This is a genomic window from Psychrobacillus glaciei, from assembly GCF_008973485.1.
In the GTDB taxonomy this organism is placed as follows: domain Bacteria; phylum Bacillota; class Bacilli; order Bacillales_A; family Planococcaceae; genus Psychrobacillus; species Psychrobacillus glaciei.
This window is the reverse complement of record NZ_CP031223.1, coordinates 2,997,931-3,017,665: the sequence shown is the minus strand read 5'-3', so window position 1 is coordinate 3,017,665 and position 19,735 is coordinate 2,997,931. Positions and strand designations below refer to the sequence as shown.

Here is a 19,735-nt window from a genome sequence, read left to right as displayed (position 1 = left end):
TCACGAAGCAAATCCTCTGAAGTTTCATTGAATCTTTAAATAGCCGGAGAATGATGGTTTTCCAGGAAATATGTTTAATACGAATAAATTATTGACTTTGTCTATACATATTTTATACAATTGTAACTCGACTGAAATTTTAGAAAGGTTAGGAGGTAGTATCATAATGAGCACTATATATGAAGCGGAATCAAAGAGATTGCAAGAAGTTTTATCTACACTAGATGAGCAAATACACAAGTTAGAAAGTATTCCAGTTTATCATGGAGATAACTATACCGAGCAAATTCTTGAAAGTATGAGGGAGTTAAATCGGCAAAACTTACGAATTGGTGTACAGGAGCCATACTTTGGACGGTTAGATTTTCAGGAGGATGGCCATTTAGAGCCCAATCCATTATATATTGGGAAAGTCGGTGTTTCTGATGAGGAAGCGAAGAGACCAATAGTTATTGATTGGCGTGCACCAGTTGCGAGTTTGTTTTATTCCTTTAATGGTGGAGAAGAACTGGCTTTTTATCAATCGCCCGATGGATTGATAGAGGGAGAAGTCTATTTAAAAAGAAACATAGCCATTCGTAAAAGAGAGCTAGAGCGTGTTGTTGATACGTATGTAAAAGGAAGTGAAGATGTATCCCTAACAGACGAATTTCTCTTATACCGACTAGGTGAAAATAAAGATAATAAATTAAAAGATATCGTTTCAACGATACAATCTGAGCAAAATGAAATTATCCGAGCTGAGAAAAATATGCCATTATTGATCCAAGGGGTTGCAGGGAGTGGGAAAACAACTGTCGCTTTACATCGCCTTGCTTTTTTAATTTATGAATATCGTGAACAGCTACAAGCAGATAGAATGATCATTTTCGCTCCAAACAGTTTGTTTTTAGACTATATTTCTGGTGTACTTCCTGAACTGGGAGTAGGTAATATTAAACAAACTACTTTTCCAGAGTGGGCGTTACGTCTCTTAGATAATGCGGTGAAATTAAAAAATCCAGAAGAAAAGTTGAAAGAAGCTTTTTCTATTAATCGTGACAATAATAAAGTTATGCTCAATAAATTAAAGGGATCAATCAAGTTTAAGTCATTTATTGAAAGAAGTCTCATTCAATTTGAAGAAAGTCTAGTACCATCATCTAATTTAGAACTATGGGATCAGGCTGTGATAACAGTAGATGAAATTAAAAAGTGGTTATTGGAATATAAGCATTATCCATTAACAAAGCGCAGGGAACGATTAGTTGCACGTATCAAGCGTTGGATTGAGATTGAGCTTAAAAAGTTCGAAGATACCAATGAGAAAAAACTACTGAAAAAAGAGGCTATCAATAGATTAAATGCATGTATGAAGTTTTGGCCGAAAATGAGCGCTTTATCATTTTATACCTCGTTGATGAAAAGCAAAGAAATAGCAGAATTATTGCCTGAAGCACTTGTTCGAGAAACAGAAAAGAATTGCCTAAAAAAAGAAGTAAATGTAGAAGATTTAGCACCACTCCTATATATTCATCATCAGTTAACGGGAATAGAAGGCAAACAAAAATTTCATCATGTTGTCATCGATGAAGCACAAGACTTTTCGCCGTTTCAAATTTATATATTAAAAGAGATTACAGTAGGTAATTCTTTTACTATTTTAGGTGATTTATCTCAGGCAATCTATAATTATCAAGGTATAGAGGACTGGAATGATTTTAAAGAAGTGTTTCAAGAAACGGGTTATTATGAACTTACGAGAAGTTACCGTTCTACAAAGGAAATTATCGAATTTGCAAATGAGGTTATTAAGCATGCCGAAGTTCCTGTAGGTCTAGCAACACCGGTTTTTCGTAGCGGTGAAAAAGTAAAAGTGATTGCTACAGATGATCAAGTTGCCGAAATAGTTAAGGTACTACAAGAGTTACAAAAAGAAAATCTCAAGACGATTGCGATTATAGGTAGAACAGATGCTGAATGCCGTTCAATACATGAAAAGTTACTAACTGCAGGGATTAATGTGAACGTTATTGAAGCAAATCAAAGGAAATACGAAGGTGGTATTTCTGTCGTACCGGTGTATTTAGCCAAAGGATTGGAATTTGATGCAGTGTTACTTATTGATGTGGATGCAAGTCACTATAAAGATTCAAAGTATGATGCCAAATTATTATATGTAGGCTGTACTAGATCTCTCCACGATTTACGTATTTTCTATTCTGGTGAAGCGTCACCATTAATTCAAGGAATACCAAAAGAGTTTTACGAAAGTAATTAATAGATGTTTGAAGAGGATTACTCGGTGATAGGTTAGAGGGTCCTCTTTTTTGTCGTGTCCCTGTGTCAGAAACGACTCCAAGCTATTCTGACAACTTACTACAAATCAAAATGCTTGTGAGTCATATGAACAGTTTCCCGGTAATAGGAAAATCCATGTTGGGAACAAATCTACTTGTATTGGTTAAACATGTGAAGATGAATATTCAGAAGGATGGTAACCAGTTCCTATTTCCAATAGATTAAAGAAAATTTTAATGGATCTATGACAAAGTATGTAAATTGACAATCTATCAAATGGATTATACGACATATAAATAAGTAAGTGAGTTTTCACGAAAAGCTATGATTCAGCACATATTTCTGGATAAGTCGTATAGCTACTTTCTTTTGTTTCGAGATGAGGGCAGTGTATTCTTCCTATTTGGGTTGTAAGGGAGTCAATAATTTCCATGCGTTAGAAACAAACGTGAATGTCGTGATTTTCATGTTTGTTTCTAACGCATGGAATAAGTTTCAAGATAATCCTTATTTTATATTTACAAAAGACATTTCATTCAGTATTATTATGCTATACGATATACCGCGAAGCATAGTAGCGTGTGACATAATATCTAAAATGCGAAAGAAGGAATGTAAGTAATGGCATATAATGGGGGACCGATGACTGAAGCAATGTATTATGTACTACTGGCATTAATGCATCCCAACCATGGATATCAGCTGATGCATGCAATTACAGAAGTTTCGAATGGCAGATTAAAAATGGGACCGGGTACACTTTACGGAGTACTCTCACGGATGCAAAAAGATGGCCTTATTTCATTGTCAGAAGATGATGGTAGAAGAAAGACCTATCAAATTACATCAGAAGGTGAACATGCATTAAGAACAGAGTATAGTCGATTGAAATCCCTAATCCAAGATGGAAATATTTTAGAGATAGGTGATGAGAATGGATAAGACGGTTCGTAAACTTCGTCCAAGTGATTATTGGAGAATCGGTGAACATGAAAGCTGGTTTCAAGACATGGCGGCAAAGGGATTCCATCTGAAAAAGATGGGGTTACGTTTTGCTCATTTTGTTAAAGGTGAACCGAAAAAAATGAGGTACAGAATAGATGTAACAATGAAAAAGAAGATTACACCAGAAAAGATCGAGATGTATGAGGATAGTGGATGGGATTATGTGACAGGCTATCAATATTTTCAAGTATACTCATCACCTGTTGAACGTGAAGCACCGGAGCTGCATACAGACCCTGCCGAGCAATCTTTTACATTAAGGGCACTGGACAAAAAATTAGTCTTTATTGTTGTTATAGTTGTTGTCGCGTTACTTTTTATTATTGGCATGATGTCTGCAATTTGGTTTCTTGATGGAACACCAACCTTTGTTTTAGTTGATGGGTTTGTTGTTCAACAAACGATTGTATCTATTCTAATTGTATATCTGGCCTATATTTCACTGCAAGCAGCCATATCCATTCGTGCTTTACGTAAAGATCTGATTGAGGGAAAACCGATTAATCATCATGCCCCATGGAAGAAGCATTATCGATTAAATTCAGTTCTCGCATTCCTATTTACAATCGTTGCTGGACTGAGTGCCATAGTTCCATTCGGACAACTTATAAAAAGTGATACACAAACATTACCAGAAGGAAATCTTGACTTACCGATTGTCAGATTAGCAGATGTAGAGCAGAATCCTGCTTTGGTTCGGGGAGAATCTTATATGATTGACGATGTTGATTGGGGCAACCGATATAGGTATAATTGGAGTCCGATAGCACCAATCCAATATGAATCAGATGAAAATGGGGTTGTTCCCGGAAAAATGTGGGGCGACGGGAGTGGAGAATATTCCCCAAGTATTAATACAAGAGTTTATCTGTTAAGAGTACCAGCTTTAGCAGATAATCTAATTGCTGATTTAATAAAAAGATTTAATTATGAATATAGCGATGATGATTTTGTTGAAGCAAAGCATGCAGACCTCGATCTTTTGATAGTTCATGAGGAAGATGAAATTAAAGAAGTATTTGCTTCGAAAGGAAAAGCTGTCATATATGTTCGTTATTATGGTTATGCGGATATAAATTTAGTAATAGAAAACATAGTAGATAAGATTAAGTTGATTACGGAGTAATACTTGAATTCTATTTGCTATTGGATAAAAAGAAATTTACCAGTAGGAAGAAACATCGATTTAAAAGAATTACTGGATACTTGTTTGAATAATTAACATACTTATTTATTTTATCTTGAGGTTCTCTTATTTCGAGTAGCGTGCTGGTAATACCCCATTAAATGGACTTTCCTGAAGTAACGATTAAAGTCCAATTTCTTAATTTTAATGTTGAGGAATTGGATTTTTTATTTTTATTTATGTGCAAAATATCGCTTAAAATAGGTGCGGAATGACTTCTGAAGTGACACCTTAGCATAACTGTACAATAGATGTCATAAACAGTTCAGTATACTTTTTATCAGTTAAAATTACATCTATTTTATTTATCGTCATGGAAGGAAGAAGATATTCCGGAAAACATGCGAAGAAGCTGGAGTGGACATTCATTTGATGCGCTTATTCATTGACAGACCAGCATTACATACTTGGTAGTATAAAATCAAATTCTGTTTATTCATTCGAAGCGGGAATTGAACAAGCAAGGCTGGTCAAGTAGAAATATTTTGTGGGAGAGATGAAAGGTGAATAATTTAGTAGTATTTAGTGAATTGCATCAATATTTAATGAGCTTTAATATTAGATGGAAGTAAAAATTATCAATGTTTAATTCTTCATGTAGCGCCAGAGGAGAAAAATGCAGATTTAGGTGAACAACTCCAACAGCAAAATCAAGGGTAGTTAGAAATTGAATTTACTGCACTAAGAAAGTTTAAATTGAAAAATAATGAAGTATTTGTGCCTCAAGAAGTAGTGGAAACAAAGGAAAAAATGAAAGATTTAAAAGAGTTTATAGTGCAATGTTTTGAGCATAGAAGAAGATAAGTAAATAAATTCCCTACACCAGAAACATTCGTTTTAATTCAAAAAAACGTGAATGTTTTATTTTTCGTGTTTGTTTCCAAAATGGCGACAATTTAGTTCGACAAAAAATGACAAGTAATATATAATGTGATAGTAATATATGAGCATGAGATTAGTACTATTTTGTCTGAAATTGAAAAGGGCAAACTTATCGAAAGGTAAGGACGCAAAGCTACGAGTCTAAAATCCACTTGGATAACGACAGTCGGGTTGCCAAAGATAATTACGATTATTTGGCTATCCTATCTATATCTGGGATAGCTTTTATTTATTACACTTCTACGAAAAGAACGTGCAAATATCAACAATAAAGTAAAGCAGACTATAGAGAAAAGGAGATTAAAACATGATAGTGGTAGATAAAAAGAAATATAAAATGGCAATTAATGAGGTCGCGAAGGAAGTTCATGTACAGGTGCATGGATTAATGAAAGAGGAAGATGTAGAAGGTTACATGATAGATTTACAGGAAACGATTAATAAAGTATCAAGACAACAATATACGTTTGTTGTCGATGGTACGCACCAAACACCAGTGCCATCAAAGGTTGTACCGCAGTTGGAGCAAACGATGCAATTTTATTCTAGCTTAGGATTTAAGGATATCCTAGTAGTAAAACCTTCATCTAAAATTGCACAAGTGCAAGTTAGGAATGCACTTGAAAGAATTAAGTTCACAGGTACATTTATTGATAAAGTAAATCATTCTATGTGACGTTTTGCCCTATAGAAAGGGAATATCTATTTTATAATTTGAGAGGAAGATCAATAAGTGCAAACAATGCAAGAGTTGTATAAGTATGAAATTTTAACGAAGGAACAAACAGATGTAATTCAGAAAGCAGCGGAGTGTCTAGCTCGTTCATTTATTGGAATGGATGTTTCAGGGAAATGGGTTCAGGAACCGATGGTAGGTCAATTAAATATAAATTATGAAGATTTCTATGCGTTTACCAAGGATTATTTAGATTCTACTATAGAGCAAGGATATTGCGCAGTGGCTCAGGATATTAATAATCATGTTGTTGGTGTGCTTGCTGGAGATACAAATGCACCAGAGATTATCGGAGAAGATATATTTGAAGGTTCTTTTTATGATATGAATGTAATTCTTCGTGTTCTGGAGGATGTGGATAAACGTTTCATGGAAGATTATAAAAAACGAAACGGAAAAGAAATCAAAGATGGAGAGTTATTACACCTATTCATGTTAGGAATAATAGCTGAACATGACCGTCACGAAATTATTCAGCAATTAGGTAATACATTGATAACAAAGGCATCATCACAAGGGGTGAAAGCTGTTTTAGGTGAAGCAACAAACCCGAAGTCGATACGTGTAATGGAAAAATATCATAATATGAAAAAATACAAAGATTTAGAAGGAAATTATATTGTTCATAAATATCAGGATAATAGTAAGTTAAATGGTATTCCTGAGAATTTAGCGGATGGAACTTATATCCTTATAAAAGAGCTTTAAAATATTTGTTAGTAAGGCTAATTCAATAATTAATAGGAGTTAGGGGATATTTTTATCATGGAGGCTATTATGCTAGGAATAATTGTTATCTTATTTGGGGTATCGGTGTATTTTGCGTACCGATATTTTTCACTAAAACATCGTTCTCATATTCATAAAGAAATAATAAATGGAATGAAAGAAATATCAGCGGGTAATATCACAAGTATAGTTGATGAAAGAAGTTCTGATCATGCTGCATTTAATCAACTAATTGAGTTTTTCAGCCGTGTAAGGGAAAAGTTTGTTTCATATTCAAAAAATGTACATGAAAAAGGAGAAAATCTTGCTGAAATCGGTGAATATGCTTCTGAGAAAGCGGATATAGTTAGAGCGGCAATTGATGAGGTAGGTAGAGGATTACAGAAACAATTAGTAGCTACAGAAGAAAGTGCCGAATCTATGGAGGAAATGTCGCAGGCTATCGAAGATCTATCAGTGAGATCAAATCAAATTTCAGAACAATCGAATACTACCTTAGAATTGACGCAAGAAGGAAACGAGAAGCTAAAGGATTCTTTAGAAAAAATGGAGCAGTTTAATCAAACGGTAAATACAACATTTGGTGCAATAAATAAACTCGGAGAAAAATCTCACGAAATCGGCACTATTGTGAAGGTGATTTCAGGGATTGCAGAACAAATTAATTTATTGGCACTGAATGCGGCAATCGAGGCTGCCCGTGCTGGCGAACATGGTAAAGGATTTGCGGTTGTTGCTGATGAGGTTCGAAAATTGGCCGAACAATCGCGCCAGTCTTCTATTGAAGTATCAAATATTGTAAAGAACATACAAGAAGAAACTGATATAGTTGTCAACTCAATGCAACAAGGAACAGAAGAATTTAAAGATACAAATACGACTATTGTAGAGGTTGGAACCATGTTCGAAAAGATTCTATCTACTACAAAGATCATTGCTGAAAATAATGAACATTCTTCTGCAAGTACAGAAGAACTATCTGCTACTTCTCAGCAGATAATGACAACAATTGTTGAGATAGCTTCTATCTCTCGAGAATCTGTAGAAATGTTTGAGGAATTAATAGAAATTAGTGATGATGAACTTCATACAATGCAAAAACTTGTTCAGGAAGCAAAGAGTCTTGTAGAGTTAAAAAATGATGTAAATAAATTACCACTTACATGAAATCACGGTTTTGAAACTGCGGAAGCTAAAGTGGGTCAAAATGTTTGAAATAAGGTCAGTGTAGCAGTATAAAGATATTCACCATGCTGACTAATAAATATAAGAGTGCTTCTTCTAGGTTGATCCAACTTGTGGGAAGCATCTTTTTATGCGGAAAAAAACTGAAAGAGTTTAATTTACGGAAAAATTCAATGAAAGATTTGTTTGGTGATTGAATTCCAATATCTTGAAAATGAAACTACTTCTAGAAAAAACATCAAGGGGGTAAAACAATGAAGGAAGTACAAAAATTGTTTCCTAGTATGGACGGGAATGACTTTCAAAGAGAGGAAATATTGTCCTACTTTAGGACGATACTAACGAAAATAGATGAACTAAAGGATCCTAACAAACTAACACTAGGAGAAATGCCTGAGTACACAGAGGATTACTATAATCGTGTCATTCAAAAGGCTGATGTTCCGAAAACTGGTGTGTCGATGGAGGAAGTAATTCAGAAGCTTCTAAAATTGGTAGAAGGACACCGGTACGTCAATCGAAATTATGTAGCCAATGCAGCGCCACTTCCGAATATTGCCAGTGTAATTGGGAATTTAGTAATGGTGCTAGTCAATGGGAACAATCTTTGGGATGTGGAAGGTCCAGCAGCGGCTACAGCAGAAATTGAAGTAACTAGTATGCTATCCAAACTTATCGGATACGATGAAAACATCAGTGCAGGATATACAACTTGGGGAGGACAAGGGGCTGTCTTCAACTCTTTACGTCTTGCTATCGCACGTTACGCGCCGTCCTCTAATCGAAATGGTGTACCGCAAAATCTCTATTGCTTTTGTTCGGAACTATCACACTACAGTCTATATAAATCTGTAGAAGCAACTGGGATTGGCGTAGAAAACATGATTCGAGTGAAAGTTAATGCCGATCATTCGATGAATCTAGAAGATCTAAAAGAAAAAATGGAGCATGTTATTGCAAAAGGCGGCGTTCCTCTTTATGTCCTTGCCACAATGGGAACTACTGATACATTTGGGGTTGATGACATAGAGGGCATTAAGCGGATAGCGGAAGACTTGGAAGGCACACATTATATATATCCAATCTATATCCATGCTGACTCTGCTATGGGTGGCATGTATACATTCTTTAATAATTACGACTTTGAAAGCAATCCTCTGCAATTTGAAGACAACGTTAATGAGGTATTGAAATCCTACCAACAGAAGTTTAAACATATCAAGCTTGCAGATAGTATGGTCTTTGATTTCCATAAGCTTGGACAAACGCCATATATCACGAGTTTATTTTTAATCAAAAACAAAGAGTTGCTTAAGTATGTTGATATAGATGCAGCGGAAACGCCGTATGTTGGGAATCGCGGTTACGGTAGCTATCATACAGGCTACACACTCGAATGCTCGCGAATGGGAAGTGCTTTGTCTATTTATGCTTCTTTATTAGCATTTGGAATTGAAGGCTATCAAGAGCTTTTAGCCAACTATATTCATGTCAATATTGCATTTAGAGAGAAGTTAATAAAAGAAGTTTCGAATGTGGTGATCACCAATGAGGTTTCGCCAATTACAACATTCCGTTTTTATCCTGAAAAGACAAAATGGAATGAGGAACTGAACGGACTTTTAACCATAGAAGAAATGACGGAAATTAATCAATTTAATGACGAGTTTGCAGAGATAATTGGTGTCGAACGAGATACCGTCTTCTTTGGAAATACCAAAAAGCAGCGTCTCGTGAAAGTAACAAACTCAAACAAGCGGATATCAGTATATGCGCATAAATTTTTTGCGATCTCACCATACACAACAATAGAAGAGGTCGATCGTTATGTTGGATTTCTAAAAGAACACCTAGAATTTTTTCTGAGAACGAGAAGTAGTAAAAATATACTTATAAGATCCTAAAGAGGTAAAAAAATCAATGGGTTAGATACTTTTTTTAGGTACTATTGTTGATTTCTAGTATCAAAACTTCCTCTCATAAACGTCGCATAATTAAAATAATTATTGGGTTTAAGAAAGATGAGTAAACGTGTTATTCTTTTTCTTTTAATTGACTAGAAACTTGTAGAGAATGGGCATTAATGATTTCATACATTTATATTTACCGTTCTAATCCAAATGTTGGTACAACTGAAAATTTACTACACATCTACTCTTTAGCAATAACCGAAAAGGCGATTCATCCAACGTAAAGTGGATAAATCGCCTTTTGTTTACTTAAGCATATAAAGCTAAATGAATCATTAGTTCAATTCCAGCTGGTATGGCTGCCTCATCAATATCAAATTTCGGATGATGGTGAGGATACTGGCTTTTTTCACTTTGCATCCCTACGTTAATAAAGGCACCTACTTTTTCTTTTAAGTAGTACGCATAATCTTCCGCTCCAAGTACAGGATCAAATGGTAAAAACACGTCATCACCAAATGTCTTTTGGATGATTTCAGTTGCAACTTCACACGCTTCAGGATGATTGTATACTGGAGGCGTGCCTTCGATGAAATGATAATGGCCTGTTGCGCCAAAGCTTTCACAAATAGATTTTGTTAGTTGCGCTGTTTTTGTATGCATTAATTCCGCGCCCTCATACGTTAAAGCACGAATTGTACCCTTTAATTGTACTTTATCTGGAATGACGTTGTATGAATTTCCAGCCTGCATTCCTCCAAATGAAATGACACCGGCATGTAAAGGATTTAAATTTCTACTAATAATGGATTGGAATGCTTGTATAAGATGAGTTGCGATGTAGATAGGGTCTACTGTTTCGTGTGGACTACCCCCGTGTCCCCCTTTTCCTTCAATGACAATGTCAAAGTCATCGCTGGATGCCATTGCAGGGCCTGTCGCAAAACCAATTTTCCCAAGTGGCATATTCGACATATAATGAATGCCGTAAATGACATCGACACCGTCTAATACGCCTTCTTCGACAAGCTGTTTCGCCCCGCTCGGTGAAGCTTCTTCAGAGCTTTGGAAGATCAACACAATATTATTTTTTACTAAATGCGGGTTCATACTCATCCATTTCGCAACTGCGAGTAAAGTTGCCGTGTGTCCATCATGACCACAACCATGCATAACACCAGGAACCGTTGAAATATAAGGTTTATCTCCTTCTTCATATAGTGGAAGAGCGTCCATATCCGCTCGAAGTGCAATCGTCTTTTTCCCTTCAGTGCCTTTAAAATACGCCACAATATTTGGGGCAGAAAATTTAGGATTGATCGGGATTCCAAATTCATCTAATTTCCCTTTTACATATGCAGCTGTTTCATATTCTTGACCTGAAAGTTCAGGGTACATATGAAAATGTCTGCGTTGCTCAATTGTCCAAGCGATTAAATCTGAATCTACTAGTTTTGTTTTGTACATAATATAACCTCCATTAGTCTTTTTCAATTATGCCGAGAAAAATTAAAATCAGCAAGAGATTGACCTCTTGCTGAATAATAGATCATTCACGTCTCGGCGTGATTGCGCCTAAAATTTGAATTGAGCTTGAGGCCTATAGGATGTAGGTTATGCAGTCGTTGCGACAGGACGTCGTGAACTTAGACTGCCTCAATTAACTCCTTTCAAAATCTGTGGCATCCGCCGGAGGCTTTAACTTCATCAGCACTTATATAAGTGCTGATGAAGTTAAAATGGTCCGTAATGAATTAGTTGAGCAACAATTAAGAAAAGAATGGTGATGACTATTTGAATCAATAGTAAAGGGAGAACCCATTTGACCCATCTAGTATAGGGGATTCCTGCAACAGCAAGTCCAGCAAGTAATACGCCTGAAGTTGGGAAAATAGAATTAGAAATACCATCCCCAAGCTGGAAAGCAAGTACCGCAGTTTGTCTTGTCACGCCTACAAGGTCAGATAAAGGTGCCATGATTGGCATTGTAAGTGCAGCTTGTCCACTTCCAGAAGGTACAAAGAAATTGAGAAAGAGCTGTAAAAAGAACATGCCAATTGCGTTCAGAATAGGTGATAGCTGACTTAAAAAAGTGGATGCGTAAAATAAAACAGAGTCAATAAGTTTCCCATCTTGGATTACAACGAGAATTGCTTGTGCAAATCCAATGATTAATGCACCACCAATAAGGTCTTTTGCGCCGTCTATGAAACTATCTGCCATTTTGTTCGGACTTAGTTTACCAACAACTCCGATAATAATGCCAAAAAGTAGGAACAAAGAGGCGATCTCAGTTATATACCACCCTAATTTGATAACTCCAAAAATCAATACGATAAAGTTTAGTAAAAAGATGGATAAAATCCATTTATGGCGAGTCGTTAGTTTAACAGTAGAATCGACGTTCACTTGATTTTCTGCTTGAACGGTCCCGATAAACTTCATTTCAGGATTGGTTTTAATTTTTTTTGCGTAACGGTAAACGTAGATTACTCCTGCAAGGTATAACGTAGCGAATAATACAATTCGGAGGCCAATCCCTGAGAATGTAGGCAATTCGGCAATACTTTGTGCGACTCCGACATTAAATGGATTCAAGATAGCACTCATAAATCCGATATTTGCTCCGATTGAAACAATGGCAAAACCAACCATTGCATCTAGCCCTAAAGCAATGGCGAGTGGGGTGATAATCGCAATGTATACAATAGTCTCTTCAGCCATCCCCATTAATGTGCCGCCCGCTCCAAAAAACAACATAAGTACTGGTATAAGCAGTAATTCTCGGTTAGCAAGTTTTGATGTTAGATTTAGTATCAATGCATCGAGAGCGCCTGTTGTTTTTAAAATTCCAAAAGCCCCGCCAATAATTAAAATGAAAAAGATAATGCCAGCACCATTGACCAAACCAGTATGAATACTAGTAAAAATATCAAAAAAACCGACTGGAGACGAATCTGTAAAATGAAAAGAATCAGGATTGACAATCGTCCGTCCGTCTTTTTCTACTCGATCATATTCCCCAGCTGGCATAATGTATGTCAAAATAGCCGAAATGACAATCACAAAGAAAAGTAATACAAATGCATTAATATTCAGAGCTTTCTTGTCTTTACCTTGAGAATGATCCTGGTGTGTAACTTCGATGTTTTTCTTCATTCCATAAGCTCCTTTTAATTGTATTAGTGAATTTTTATACAACTTATTGTAAATTATATTCATTTGTTGTGCAATATATTTTTATTAGAAAAATAATGGTTACAAAATACCTATAAAATTACACATGAGTGAATTTAAGAACTTTTACTTAAGTAAGCTAGGAAAACTCTTGGTAACTTTACAACGACAGGAGTTTTATTAAAACATTTAGGTCTAGATTTCTATCGCAGAAGTACCTATTCAAAAAAAAATTAAGAATAAAGAACAGATATCTCGGTTCTTGCAAAATATTGGTTTATGTATTTAGTATAAGGAGAATACTTTTCATTTAAGGGAATATATACTTAATAGGAATCAAAGTACACACTTTCTGGTGAAGGGAGAAATCTTTGTGGATCAATTTGCAAGTGACAATCTGTATGAAACAAGAAATAACCTAGTAAAGGAGTTAACTTTATTAAGCGATGTTCAGTTTAATAGTAAATTAGATAAGAATATGTGGAGCATAGCACAAGTTTGCCACCACTTAGTTTTAGTGGAAGAGGCATCAATAAAGGCTATTGCATGGGGATTAAAAGAGACGGGTATCACTCTAATAGAACGAAAAAAAATTCAGCCTATATTATTGGATAGAACGAAAAAGCTTCAAGCTCCGAAAATCGTAGAACCGGATGTAGAACCGTTTGAAGTCCAGCAAATAATAGATTTGTTAAATGATTCGAGAAAAAAATTGATGACTTTTCTTAGTACGATAGACGATAAATCCATATTGGCAGAAAAATCAATGAAGCATCCTGCTTTAGGTGAATTACCTCTGGATCAATGGATTGAACAGATATATTTGCATGAGCAGCGGCACATAGAACAAATAAAAGAGATAAAATTACTTCTAGATGCAAGGCGCTAAACTTATGGATATATATACAGTTTCTTAATTAAGTAAAGGAAAATTATTTATTAAAAAAGAAATGCTTGTTTCTGGCGCTGGGAAAAAGCTAACAGAAATATAAAAGAAGTAAAGCCTTGTAGTTTCAAGGGTTTACCTCTTTTTCGTTTCCATTTGGAAGTCGATAGGATTCCAATTCGTTTTTGGATTTTTTTTGAATTTGAACTCAATTTCTCTTTTAAGTGCATTTACTGAACCATGCAGTTTGTTTAAATCCATACTAAGTAATTCAATTTTGGCATCAGATTTTTCCTGACGAGCATGAATTGCCCGAGTAAGTAGTGTATTTTCATCTAGCTGTGATTTGACTTGCGATAGATCTGTTTTATCTAGTGATAGTTCAGATTCCATTCCTGTTAGCTTTTGGAGAATCAAATCTATTTTTTGCTCCAAATCATCTCAAATTATAAAAGCCAATATTTAGTGAAGCGTGTTAGAAAAAAATATACGTTCCATTTTTAAAGATACTTGAGAACTGATAATACCTCCTACACTGGAACGTAAAAAGTGTAGGAGGTATTTGTTTATAATGGAAAAAACACCTACATTATATTCCACTTATGGTTATGTTTTAGGTATAATACAGAATAGATTCACAGATAGCCGATGTAGCTTATCAACTGCACCGTTATATGGAAAGATTTAAGAGGTTGTTATTATATGGTTCCGAATTTCCATGGTATTTGAAAAGGGGGAGATATAAATTGAGAAGAAAATTGTAGTCGCATTGATCATTTACTTCATAGTGACGAGCATCTGCCTGTTCTACTTTTTTTATGATACGAAAGAATACGAACGTATAAACTCCCTTTCTAATTTCTTCCCAATAACACTATCATTGTTTATTGCAACGTGGTGCTATATTTTGTTTATGGCTTTTGGCGATAAAAAAGATAAAGAGGTACTCTATAAAATGATCGTTTTGTTCATAATTGGAATCGGGAGTACCACTTTGTTATATGAATTCGTCAAACCGAGTTATACTTATGCAGAAGCGAAAGCAATGGTAGAACAAAGATACGAAATAGAAGTTATAGACAGTCATTTTACAACCACTATTGAAATAGACCCTGATACAAATACTGATACTGAAGTCTACCATATGACTGCAATTGAAGATTCCAAAAAAATCAAGTTAATGTTTAATCCGTATACAATGGAAATAACATTTCTCAAATAAAATTGTTGAGAGTACTTTCTCATCATAGGAACTTTCTTGTTTTGGAAAATGAAATAAATTTTAGAAATCCAATTTTAAAGGGGTGTAATCTAACAAAACAGGAGGTGTGTTATGGAAATTTTATTTCTAACTGTTATATTTAGTTTAATATTGATAGGAGTACTATCATTTACGCTCTTTATACGTAGAATACTAATAAATACTTCACATAGGCAAAACCCTCAAACTTCTATGAATTCTTACCAGCAGATTGAGCAAAAATTAGATAGGATTATTGAATTATTAGAAAAAAAGAGTGCTGATTCGTAGTAAAAATACACGACTCCTAATCTGCAATAGAAGAGAATGAGGACTGGAAGAGGAAGCTAAGAAAGAAAAAGTTTCCACTTAAGCTGTGTATGTAAATGGTAGTTCTGTGTTGTATTTATATTATTTCATAGTTAAGCTAATTTTATAAATAGCATTTAATTATTAAAATACGAACCATCATTATTTTATTGATTGGAGCGACAGGGCAGCCTAAGTGCGCCCCGTCCTGCGGCAACGGCTGCATGATTCACATCCTGTGAGCCCGCGGCAAATCGACTCCAGCGGGATGAGTGAAACAGATGAGCCATCACAAACGACACGGGTGATGGCTCATCGCTCACCCCGCGGAAAGCGTCCACCGATAGCGGAAATCATGCTGATTTATGAAGAGTAATATGATACATATTCTCACATTTCACTTTAATATAGTTCGTGTTATATGCTCTAACTTTGAATTATGAAATTGAGTTAACTTCACCCAGTCAACTAATGAATCATTTACTTAAAAAAGGGACCTTCGCAATGAATTTTCAAAGAAACAAGAACGAACAGTAAAAACCAGATCTAAGCGTTTAAGCTAAGGTCTGGTCTTTTATTATTTTTTTAAACTGAAGCATCTTGCTCAGCTACTTGACTAACTCGTTGTTTCTTAGACTTCCTAAAATAAAGCAATTCATAAATACATGGAATCACAATGAGCGTCAGCAAGGTTGCCATAGCTAACCCACCAATAACAACAATAGCCAGGCTTTGTGATACTAAGCTTCCTGTTTCAGCCTGCTTCATTAGTAATGGAAGCATCGCACAAATGGTTGCGATTGCAGTCATGAATATTGGTCTCATTCTTGTAGCCGTTGCTTCTACAAGTGCGTCCCGAATAATCATTTTTTGTTCATTTTGTTTTACTCGGTCTAGAAGTACAATTGCATTTGTTACAACGATGCCGATTAGCATTAATGCTCCTAAAAGAGCGGTGATATCAACTGGAATTCCACTGATAAGAACTCCTAAAATGGCGCCAATTGCAGCTAATGGTAGGGAACAAAGAATCGCGATTGGTGCTTTGATCGACTTAAATGTGATGACCATTATTAAAAAAACTATTCCAATAGAGACAAGCATAATGAGAAATAAGTCTGTAAAATCTTCTGCTTGTTGGCTACTTGATCCTCCTACTAGAACCTCCACATTATCAGGAATATCCATTGCTTTCTTGTCTTTTTTATCGCCGAATATCTCTAAATTTATTTTACTTGAGATTTCGGAGAGTTTCCCAGGATCTACGGTTGCTGTAACTCGAAGGTAAGCATCTCCATCTTTATGGAACTGATTCGTTGAACGCTCTTCACTTTGCAGCTTAGCAATGGACGATACTGGTACAAGACCTGTATCGGTCATAACTTGTATATTTTCCAAGTCTTTTGGTGTTTTCGTATCAAAAAGCGGTTCCAAGAATACAGTTTTTTGTTTGTCGTATAAACTTATCGTTCCTATCGGTGTTTTACTTAACATTACGCCTAACTGCTGCGCAATCTGTTCTGTGTTTCCTTTTGTTGGATCGACCTTAAGGGAATATACGGTTTTCTTTTCATCCTGATTGGTCGCAACTTCTTCTACGCCTTCGATTTTCATGACTTTTTCTTTAATGGTTGTGGCCACTTCTTCAAGGTTCTCTAAATTTTCACCTACTACATCGATCGTGATATTAGTACTTGAGCCACCCATCATAAACGAGGATGCAGTTACTTCTAATAGTGCATCTGGATATTGGTCTTTTTTCTTTTCTACTACTTTTACAATATGTTCTGTGTCTTTTTTATCATGCAATAAAATACTGAAGGAGGCTTCTGTCGATGATCCGACCCAGCCATATTGAGCAGCTTCAGCTGGAGAACCTACCTGAGAAAATACATATTGAACTTCATCCAGTGCTAAAATAGAAGATTCCAATTCTAACGTTTTGGTCTTTACTTCATCTATTGGAGTGTCATTTGGGTAACTTAGCGTGGCTACAACATAGTCAGCAGAAGAGTTGTCAACTGCTCCTTTTGGTATGGCAAAGTAAGTACCTATGGAACCGATGAAAAGGATGATGGATAGCGAAAAGATAATCCATTTATGATTCAAAGACCATGTAACTATCTTTGGAAAACGAACAGCTGGTTTATGTTCGGGCATCTTTGTATTCTTCAATAATCTCGCACTCATTAAAGGAACTACAGTTAACGCGACGAGCAAGGATGCAAGCAAAGAATAAGTAACGGTCAAAGCAAAAGGTAAAAGGAATTCCTGTAATCCTCCATTTAATAAGCTCATCGGTAAAAACACAGCTACCGTTGCTAGTGTAGAGGCAGTAATTGCGACTCCTACTTGTTTCGTTGCGGCAATCACCATTTGGACGGAGAGTTTCTCTGTTTGCATTTTGCGGAAAATATTTTCGATTACGACAATGCTGTCATCCACTAGACGACCAACTGCAACAGCCACTCCGCCAAGCGTTAATATATTCAGCGTCACCCCAGACAATGACAGTAGGAATAACGTTAAACATAGTGACAAAGGAATCGATACGATAGTTATAAAAGTAGAGCGGATATTTCGTAAAAAGAGCATAATGACAATCGTCGCAAATAGTGCACCAAGAAGCACTTCCTTGATCATCGTATGAACGGAGTTTTGAACCAGATCAGCAGAAGAAACATAAACAACAGATTCCTGTTGATCATATTTTTTATTGATTTCCTTTGTTACTTTTTCAATTTCTTTGCTAATCGTTACAGCATTGGATTTGCTGTCTTTTGTGATGCTTATATCTAGGCTATCCTTTCCGTTGAATCGGCTGATGAAATTCGCATCTTTTGTTTCTTTAATGGATGCAATATCTTCGAGTTTTACGCCAGGTGCTACATTTAATCCCTTCAATTTTTCAATGCTTGTTAAATCACCAATTACTTTAATATTGCTAGTTTTTCCATCTATTATTTTCTCGCCGATAGCTACTGCGGTATTTTGACCATGCAGAATTCCCATAACCGATTGAAAAGGAATTTGATTTTCAGCCAATTTTGCATTATCGATTTTGATGATAATGATTGAATCTGTGATTCCATATACATCTACATTGGATATCCCTTTGATTTCTTGATAACGAGATAGAAGCTCTTCACGAGCAAAATCCATATTTTCTGTAGTCATGCCATCTTCAAAGGTAACGGCAATGTTAGCTATTGGAATCATGGACGTATTAAGCTGAGAAATTATTGGTTTGGTTATATAGACAGGCAAAGCCACCTTGTTTAATGCATCTTGTACATCCTGTTTTGCTTGCTTCATATCGTAACCTGCCTCAAAGAACAGGTCCACTTTTGAAAATCCGTCGCCAGTTGTAGAATAGACGGATGTTTTTCCATTCAATCCACGAACGGCTCTTTCAATTGGCATAGTCACTTCTGATTCCATCGTTTTGGAATCTGTTCCCTGCCCCATGGAAATGATGGTTACTTGCGGGTTGTCAGCAGAGGGTAAGAACTCCATCGGTAGTTTAAAATAACTAACGACCCCTATCACTAATATTAAAATGGTCAATACAGAAACAGCGGCTTTGTTTCCAAAAGCCCATTTGGTAAAGCTCGACATAGTAAAACTCCTCCTAAAAATTCAATAGTTTGATAAAAATTACGAAGATAAATGCGAAATGAAACACTTACTATCTTTCAATCAAGAATTATATACTCCCTTCCTTTCAATGTTTGTGTTCCCTCTTCATTGTAAGAAATGGTATCATTTTCCGCATTGAACCTTAGAATTAAATTTATCTAAGACCTAAGACGTACTATTAGCTTGAGAACTGTTGAGATTGATTTGTTATGGAATGGAAAAAAGGGATTAGACATTTTTTGTATAATCAAAGTAAGAACATATGTAAAGGGGGACTAAAAAATGAACTTAAGCGAAAGAATAGATACAGTTTGTTTAAAAGTGAGTGATGTTGAGCGAGCGAGCCTATGGTATCAAGAAATGTTGGGAATGCAGGAGCAGTATAAAGAAAATCATTATGTTATTTTAGTGGGGTACCACTGACATTAGAAAAAGGCAGAATTGGATCGAATGAAAACACAGCGTATCCCATATTCTTTTCTTCGAATATAGAGCACACTTTCAACGTTCTGACTGAAAAGGGAGTCAGAGTAATGGGGATACAAAAGGATGGATTAAATACTTTTATTAG

The 19,735-nt window shown here is 35.6% G+C and carries 15 protein-coding genes and 1 riboswitch; of the genes, 11 read left to right on the top strand and 4 right to left on the bottom strand.

Annotated features, from left to right (window positions below):
• Nucleotides 1-166: 166 nt before the first annotated feature.
• The 7 genes from PB01_RS14175 (at nt 167) to PB01_RS14145 (ending at nt 9,907) form a co-directional block, all read left to right on the top strand.
• Nucleotides 167-2,260, top strand: coding sequence for a HelD family protein (locus PB01_RS14175; RefSeq protein WP_151700799.1), 2,094 nt, complete (start codon nt 167-169; stop codon nt 2,258-2,260).
• 641 nt (nt 2,261-2,901) lie between these two features.
• Nucleotides 2,902-3,222 carry a PadR family transcriptional regulator gene (locus tag PB01_RS14170; protein ID WP_151700798.1) on the top strand — a complete coding sequence of 107 codons (321 nt, stop codon included), beginning with the start codon at nt 2,902-2,904 and terminating at the stop codon, nt 3,220-3,222.
• Nucleotides 3,215-4,411, top strand: coding sequence for a DUF2812 domain-containing protein (locus tag PB01_RS14165; RefSeq protein WP_151700797.1), 1,197 nt, complete (start codon nt 3,215-3,217; stop codon nt 4,409-4,411). Before PB01_RS14170 ends, PB01_RS14165 begins: the two co-directional genes overlap by 8 nt.
• A gap of 1,034 nt (nt 4,412-5,445) precedes the next feature.
• Nucleotides 5,446-5,532, top strand: a riboswitch (cyclic di-GMP riboswitch).
• Nucleotides 5,533-5,660: 128 nt separating this feature from the next.
• Nucleotides 5,661-6,029, top strand: coding sequence for a hypothetical protein (locus tag PB01_RS14160; RefSeq protein ID WP_151700796.1), 369 nt, complete (start codon nt 5,661-5,663; stop codon nt 6,027-6,029).
• 66 nt (nt 6,030-6,095) lie between these two features.
• Nucleotides 6,096-6,797 (top strand): hypothetical protein, encoded by a 702-nt coding sequence (locus PB01_RS14155; RefSeq protein ID WP_225986275.1) that lies wholly within the window; start codon nt 6,096-6,098, stop codon nt 6,795-6,797.
• 57 nt (nt 6,798-6,854) lie between these two features.
• The gene (locus tag PB01_RS14150) at nt 6,855-7,985 is read left to right on the top strand and encodes a methyl-accepting chemotaxis protein (RefSeq protein ID WP_225986038.1); all 1,131 of its coding nucleotides are present in this window, start codon (nt 6,855-6,857) and stop codon (nt 7,983-7,985) included.
• Nucleotides 7,986-8,257: 272 nt separating this feature from the next.
• The gene (locus tag PB01_RS14145) at nt 8,258-9,907 is read left to right on the top strand and encodes a pyridoxal phosphate-dependent decarboxylase family protein (RefSeq protein WP_151700794.1); all 1,650 of its coding nucleotides are present in this window, start codon (nt 8,258-8,260) and stop codon (nt 9,905-9,907) included.
• Between the two features lie 315 nt (nt 9,908-10,222).
• Here PB01_RS14145 and PB01_RS14140 read toward each other — a convergent pair whose 3' ends face one another.
• Both PB01_RS14140 and PB01_RS14135 read right to left on the bottom strand, forming a co-directional pair.
• Nucleotides 10,223-11,380: a M20 metallopeptidase family protein gene (locus PB01_RS14140; RefSeq protein ID WP_151700793.1), complete on the bottom strand. Its 1,158-nt coding sequence runs from the start codon at nt 11,378-11,380 to the stop codon at nt 10,223-10,225.
• A 267-nt stretch (nt 11,381-11,647) separates the two neighbouring features.
• The gene (locus PB01_RS14135) at nt 11,648-13,072 is read right to left on the bottom strand and encodes a YfcC family protein (RefSeq protein WP_151700792.1); all 1,425 of its coding nucleotides are present in this window, start codon (nt 13,070-13,072) and stop codon (nt 11,648-11,650) included.
• 391 nt (nt 13,073-13,463) lie between these two features.
• Here PB01_RS14135 and PB01_RS14130 point away from each other — a divergent pair, with 391 nt between their 5' ends.
• Complete coding sequence (locus PB01_RS14130) at nt 13,464-13,979, top strand: DinB family protein (RefSeq protein ID WP_151700791.1); 516 nt, start codon at nt 13,464-13,466, stop codon at nt 13,977-13,979.
• A 132-nt stretch (nt 13,980-14,111) separates the two neighbouring features.
• Here PB01_RS14130 and PB01_RS14125 read toward each other — a convergent pair whose 3' ends face one another.
• The gene (locus PB01_RS14125; protein ID WP_225986037.1) at nt 14,112-14,393 is read right to left on the bottom strand and encodes a hypothetical protein; all 282 of its coding nucleotides are present in this window, start codon (nt 14,391-14,393) and stop codon (nt 14,112-14,114) included.
• 490 nt (nt 14,394-14,883) lie between these two features.
• Between PB01_RS14125 and PB01_RS14120 the strand changes: the two genes are divergently transcribed.
• Nucleotides 14,884-15,198 carry a hypothetical protein gene (locus PB01_RS14120; protein WP_151700789.1) on the top strand — a complete coding sequence of 105 codons (315 nt, stop codon included), beginning with the start codon at nt 14,884-14,886 and terminating at the stop codon, nt 15,196-15,198.
• Nucleotides 15,199-15,309: 111 nt separating this feature from the next.
• On the top strand, nt 15,310-15,507 hold the full coding sequence (locus tag PB01_RS14115) for a DUF4083 family protein (protein WP_151700788.1): 198 nt from the start codon (nt 15,310-15,312) through the stop codon (nt 15,505-15,507).
• Nucleotides 15,508-16,110: 603 nt separating this feature from the next.
• On the opposite strand, the gene PB01_RS14110 is transcribed toward PB01_RS14115, so the two are convergent.
• A complete protein-coding gene (locus PB01_RS14110; protein ID WP_151700787.1) occupies nt 16,111-19,143 on the bottom strand; it encodes an efflux RND transporter permease subunit in 3,033 nt (1,010 codons plus the stop codon).
• A 303-nt stretch (nt 19,144-19,446) separates the two neighbouring features.
• On the opposite strand from PB01_RS14110, the gene PB01_RS21090 reads away from it, so the two are divergent.
• The gene (locus PB01_RS21090) at nt 19,447-19,587 is read left to right on the top strand and encodes a VOC family protein (RefSeq protein ID WP_192797363.1); all 141 of its coding nucleotides are present in this window, start codon (nt 19,447-19,449) and stop codon (nt 19,585-19,587) included.
• The last annotated feature ends 148 nt before the right edge of the window (nt 19,588-19,735 follow it).

Bases quoted from the DNA above. Each gene is read 5' to 3' on its own strand.
- PB01_RS14135 (WP_151700792.1), bottom strand. From the start codon at position 13,072: ATGAAGAAAAACATCGAAGTTACACACCAGGATCATTCTCAAGGTAAA.
- PB01_RS21090 (WP_192797363.1), top strand. From the start codon at position 19,447: ATGAACTTAAGCGAAAGAATAGATACAGTTTGTTTAAAAGTGAGTGAT.
- PB01_RS14165 (WP_151700797.1), top strand. From the start codon at position 3,215: ATGGATAAGACGGTTCGTAAACTTCGTCCAAGTGATTATTGGAGAATC.
- PB01_RS14140 (WP_151700793.1), bottom strand. From the start codon at position 11,380: ATGTACAAAACAAAACTAGTAGATTCAGATTTAATCGCTTGGACAATT.
- PB01_RS14115 (WP_151700788.1), top strand. From the start codon at position 15,310: ATGGAAATTTTATTTCTAACTGTTATATTTAGTTTAATATTGATAGGA.
- PB01_RS14150 (WP_225986038.1), top strand. From the start codon at position 6,855: ATGGAGGCTATTATGCTAGGAATAATTGTTATCTTATTTGGGGTATCG.
- PB01_RS14110 (WP_151700787.1), bottom strand. From the start codon at position 19,143: ATGTCGAGCTTTACCAAATGGGCTTTTGGAAACAAAGCCGCTGTTTCT.
- PB01_RS14155 (WP_225986275.1), top strand. From the start codon at position 6,096: ATGCAAGAGTTGTATAAGTATGAAATTTTAACGAAGGAACAAACAGAT.
- PB01_RS14175 (WP_151700799.1), top strand. From the start codon at position 167: ATGAGCACTATATATGAAGCGGAATCAAAGAGATTGCAAGAAGTTTTA.
- PB01_RS14145 (WP_151700794.1), top strand. From the start codon at position 8,258: ATGAAGGAAGTACAAAAATTGTTTCCTAGTATGGACGGGAATGACTTT.
- PB01_RS14160 (WP_151700796.1), top strand. From the start codon at position 5,661: ATGATAGTGGTAGATAAAAAGAAATATAAAATGGCAATTAATGAGGTC.
- PB01_RS14170 (WP_151700798.1), top strand. From the start codon at position 2,902: ATGGCATATAATGGGGGACCGATGACTGAAGCAATGTATTATGTACTA.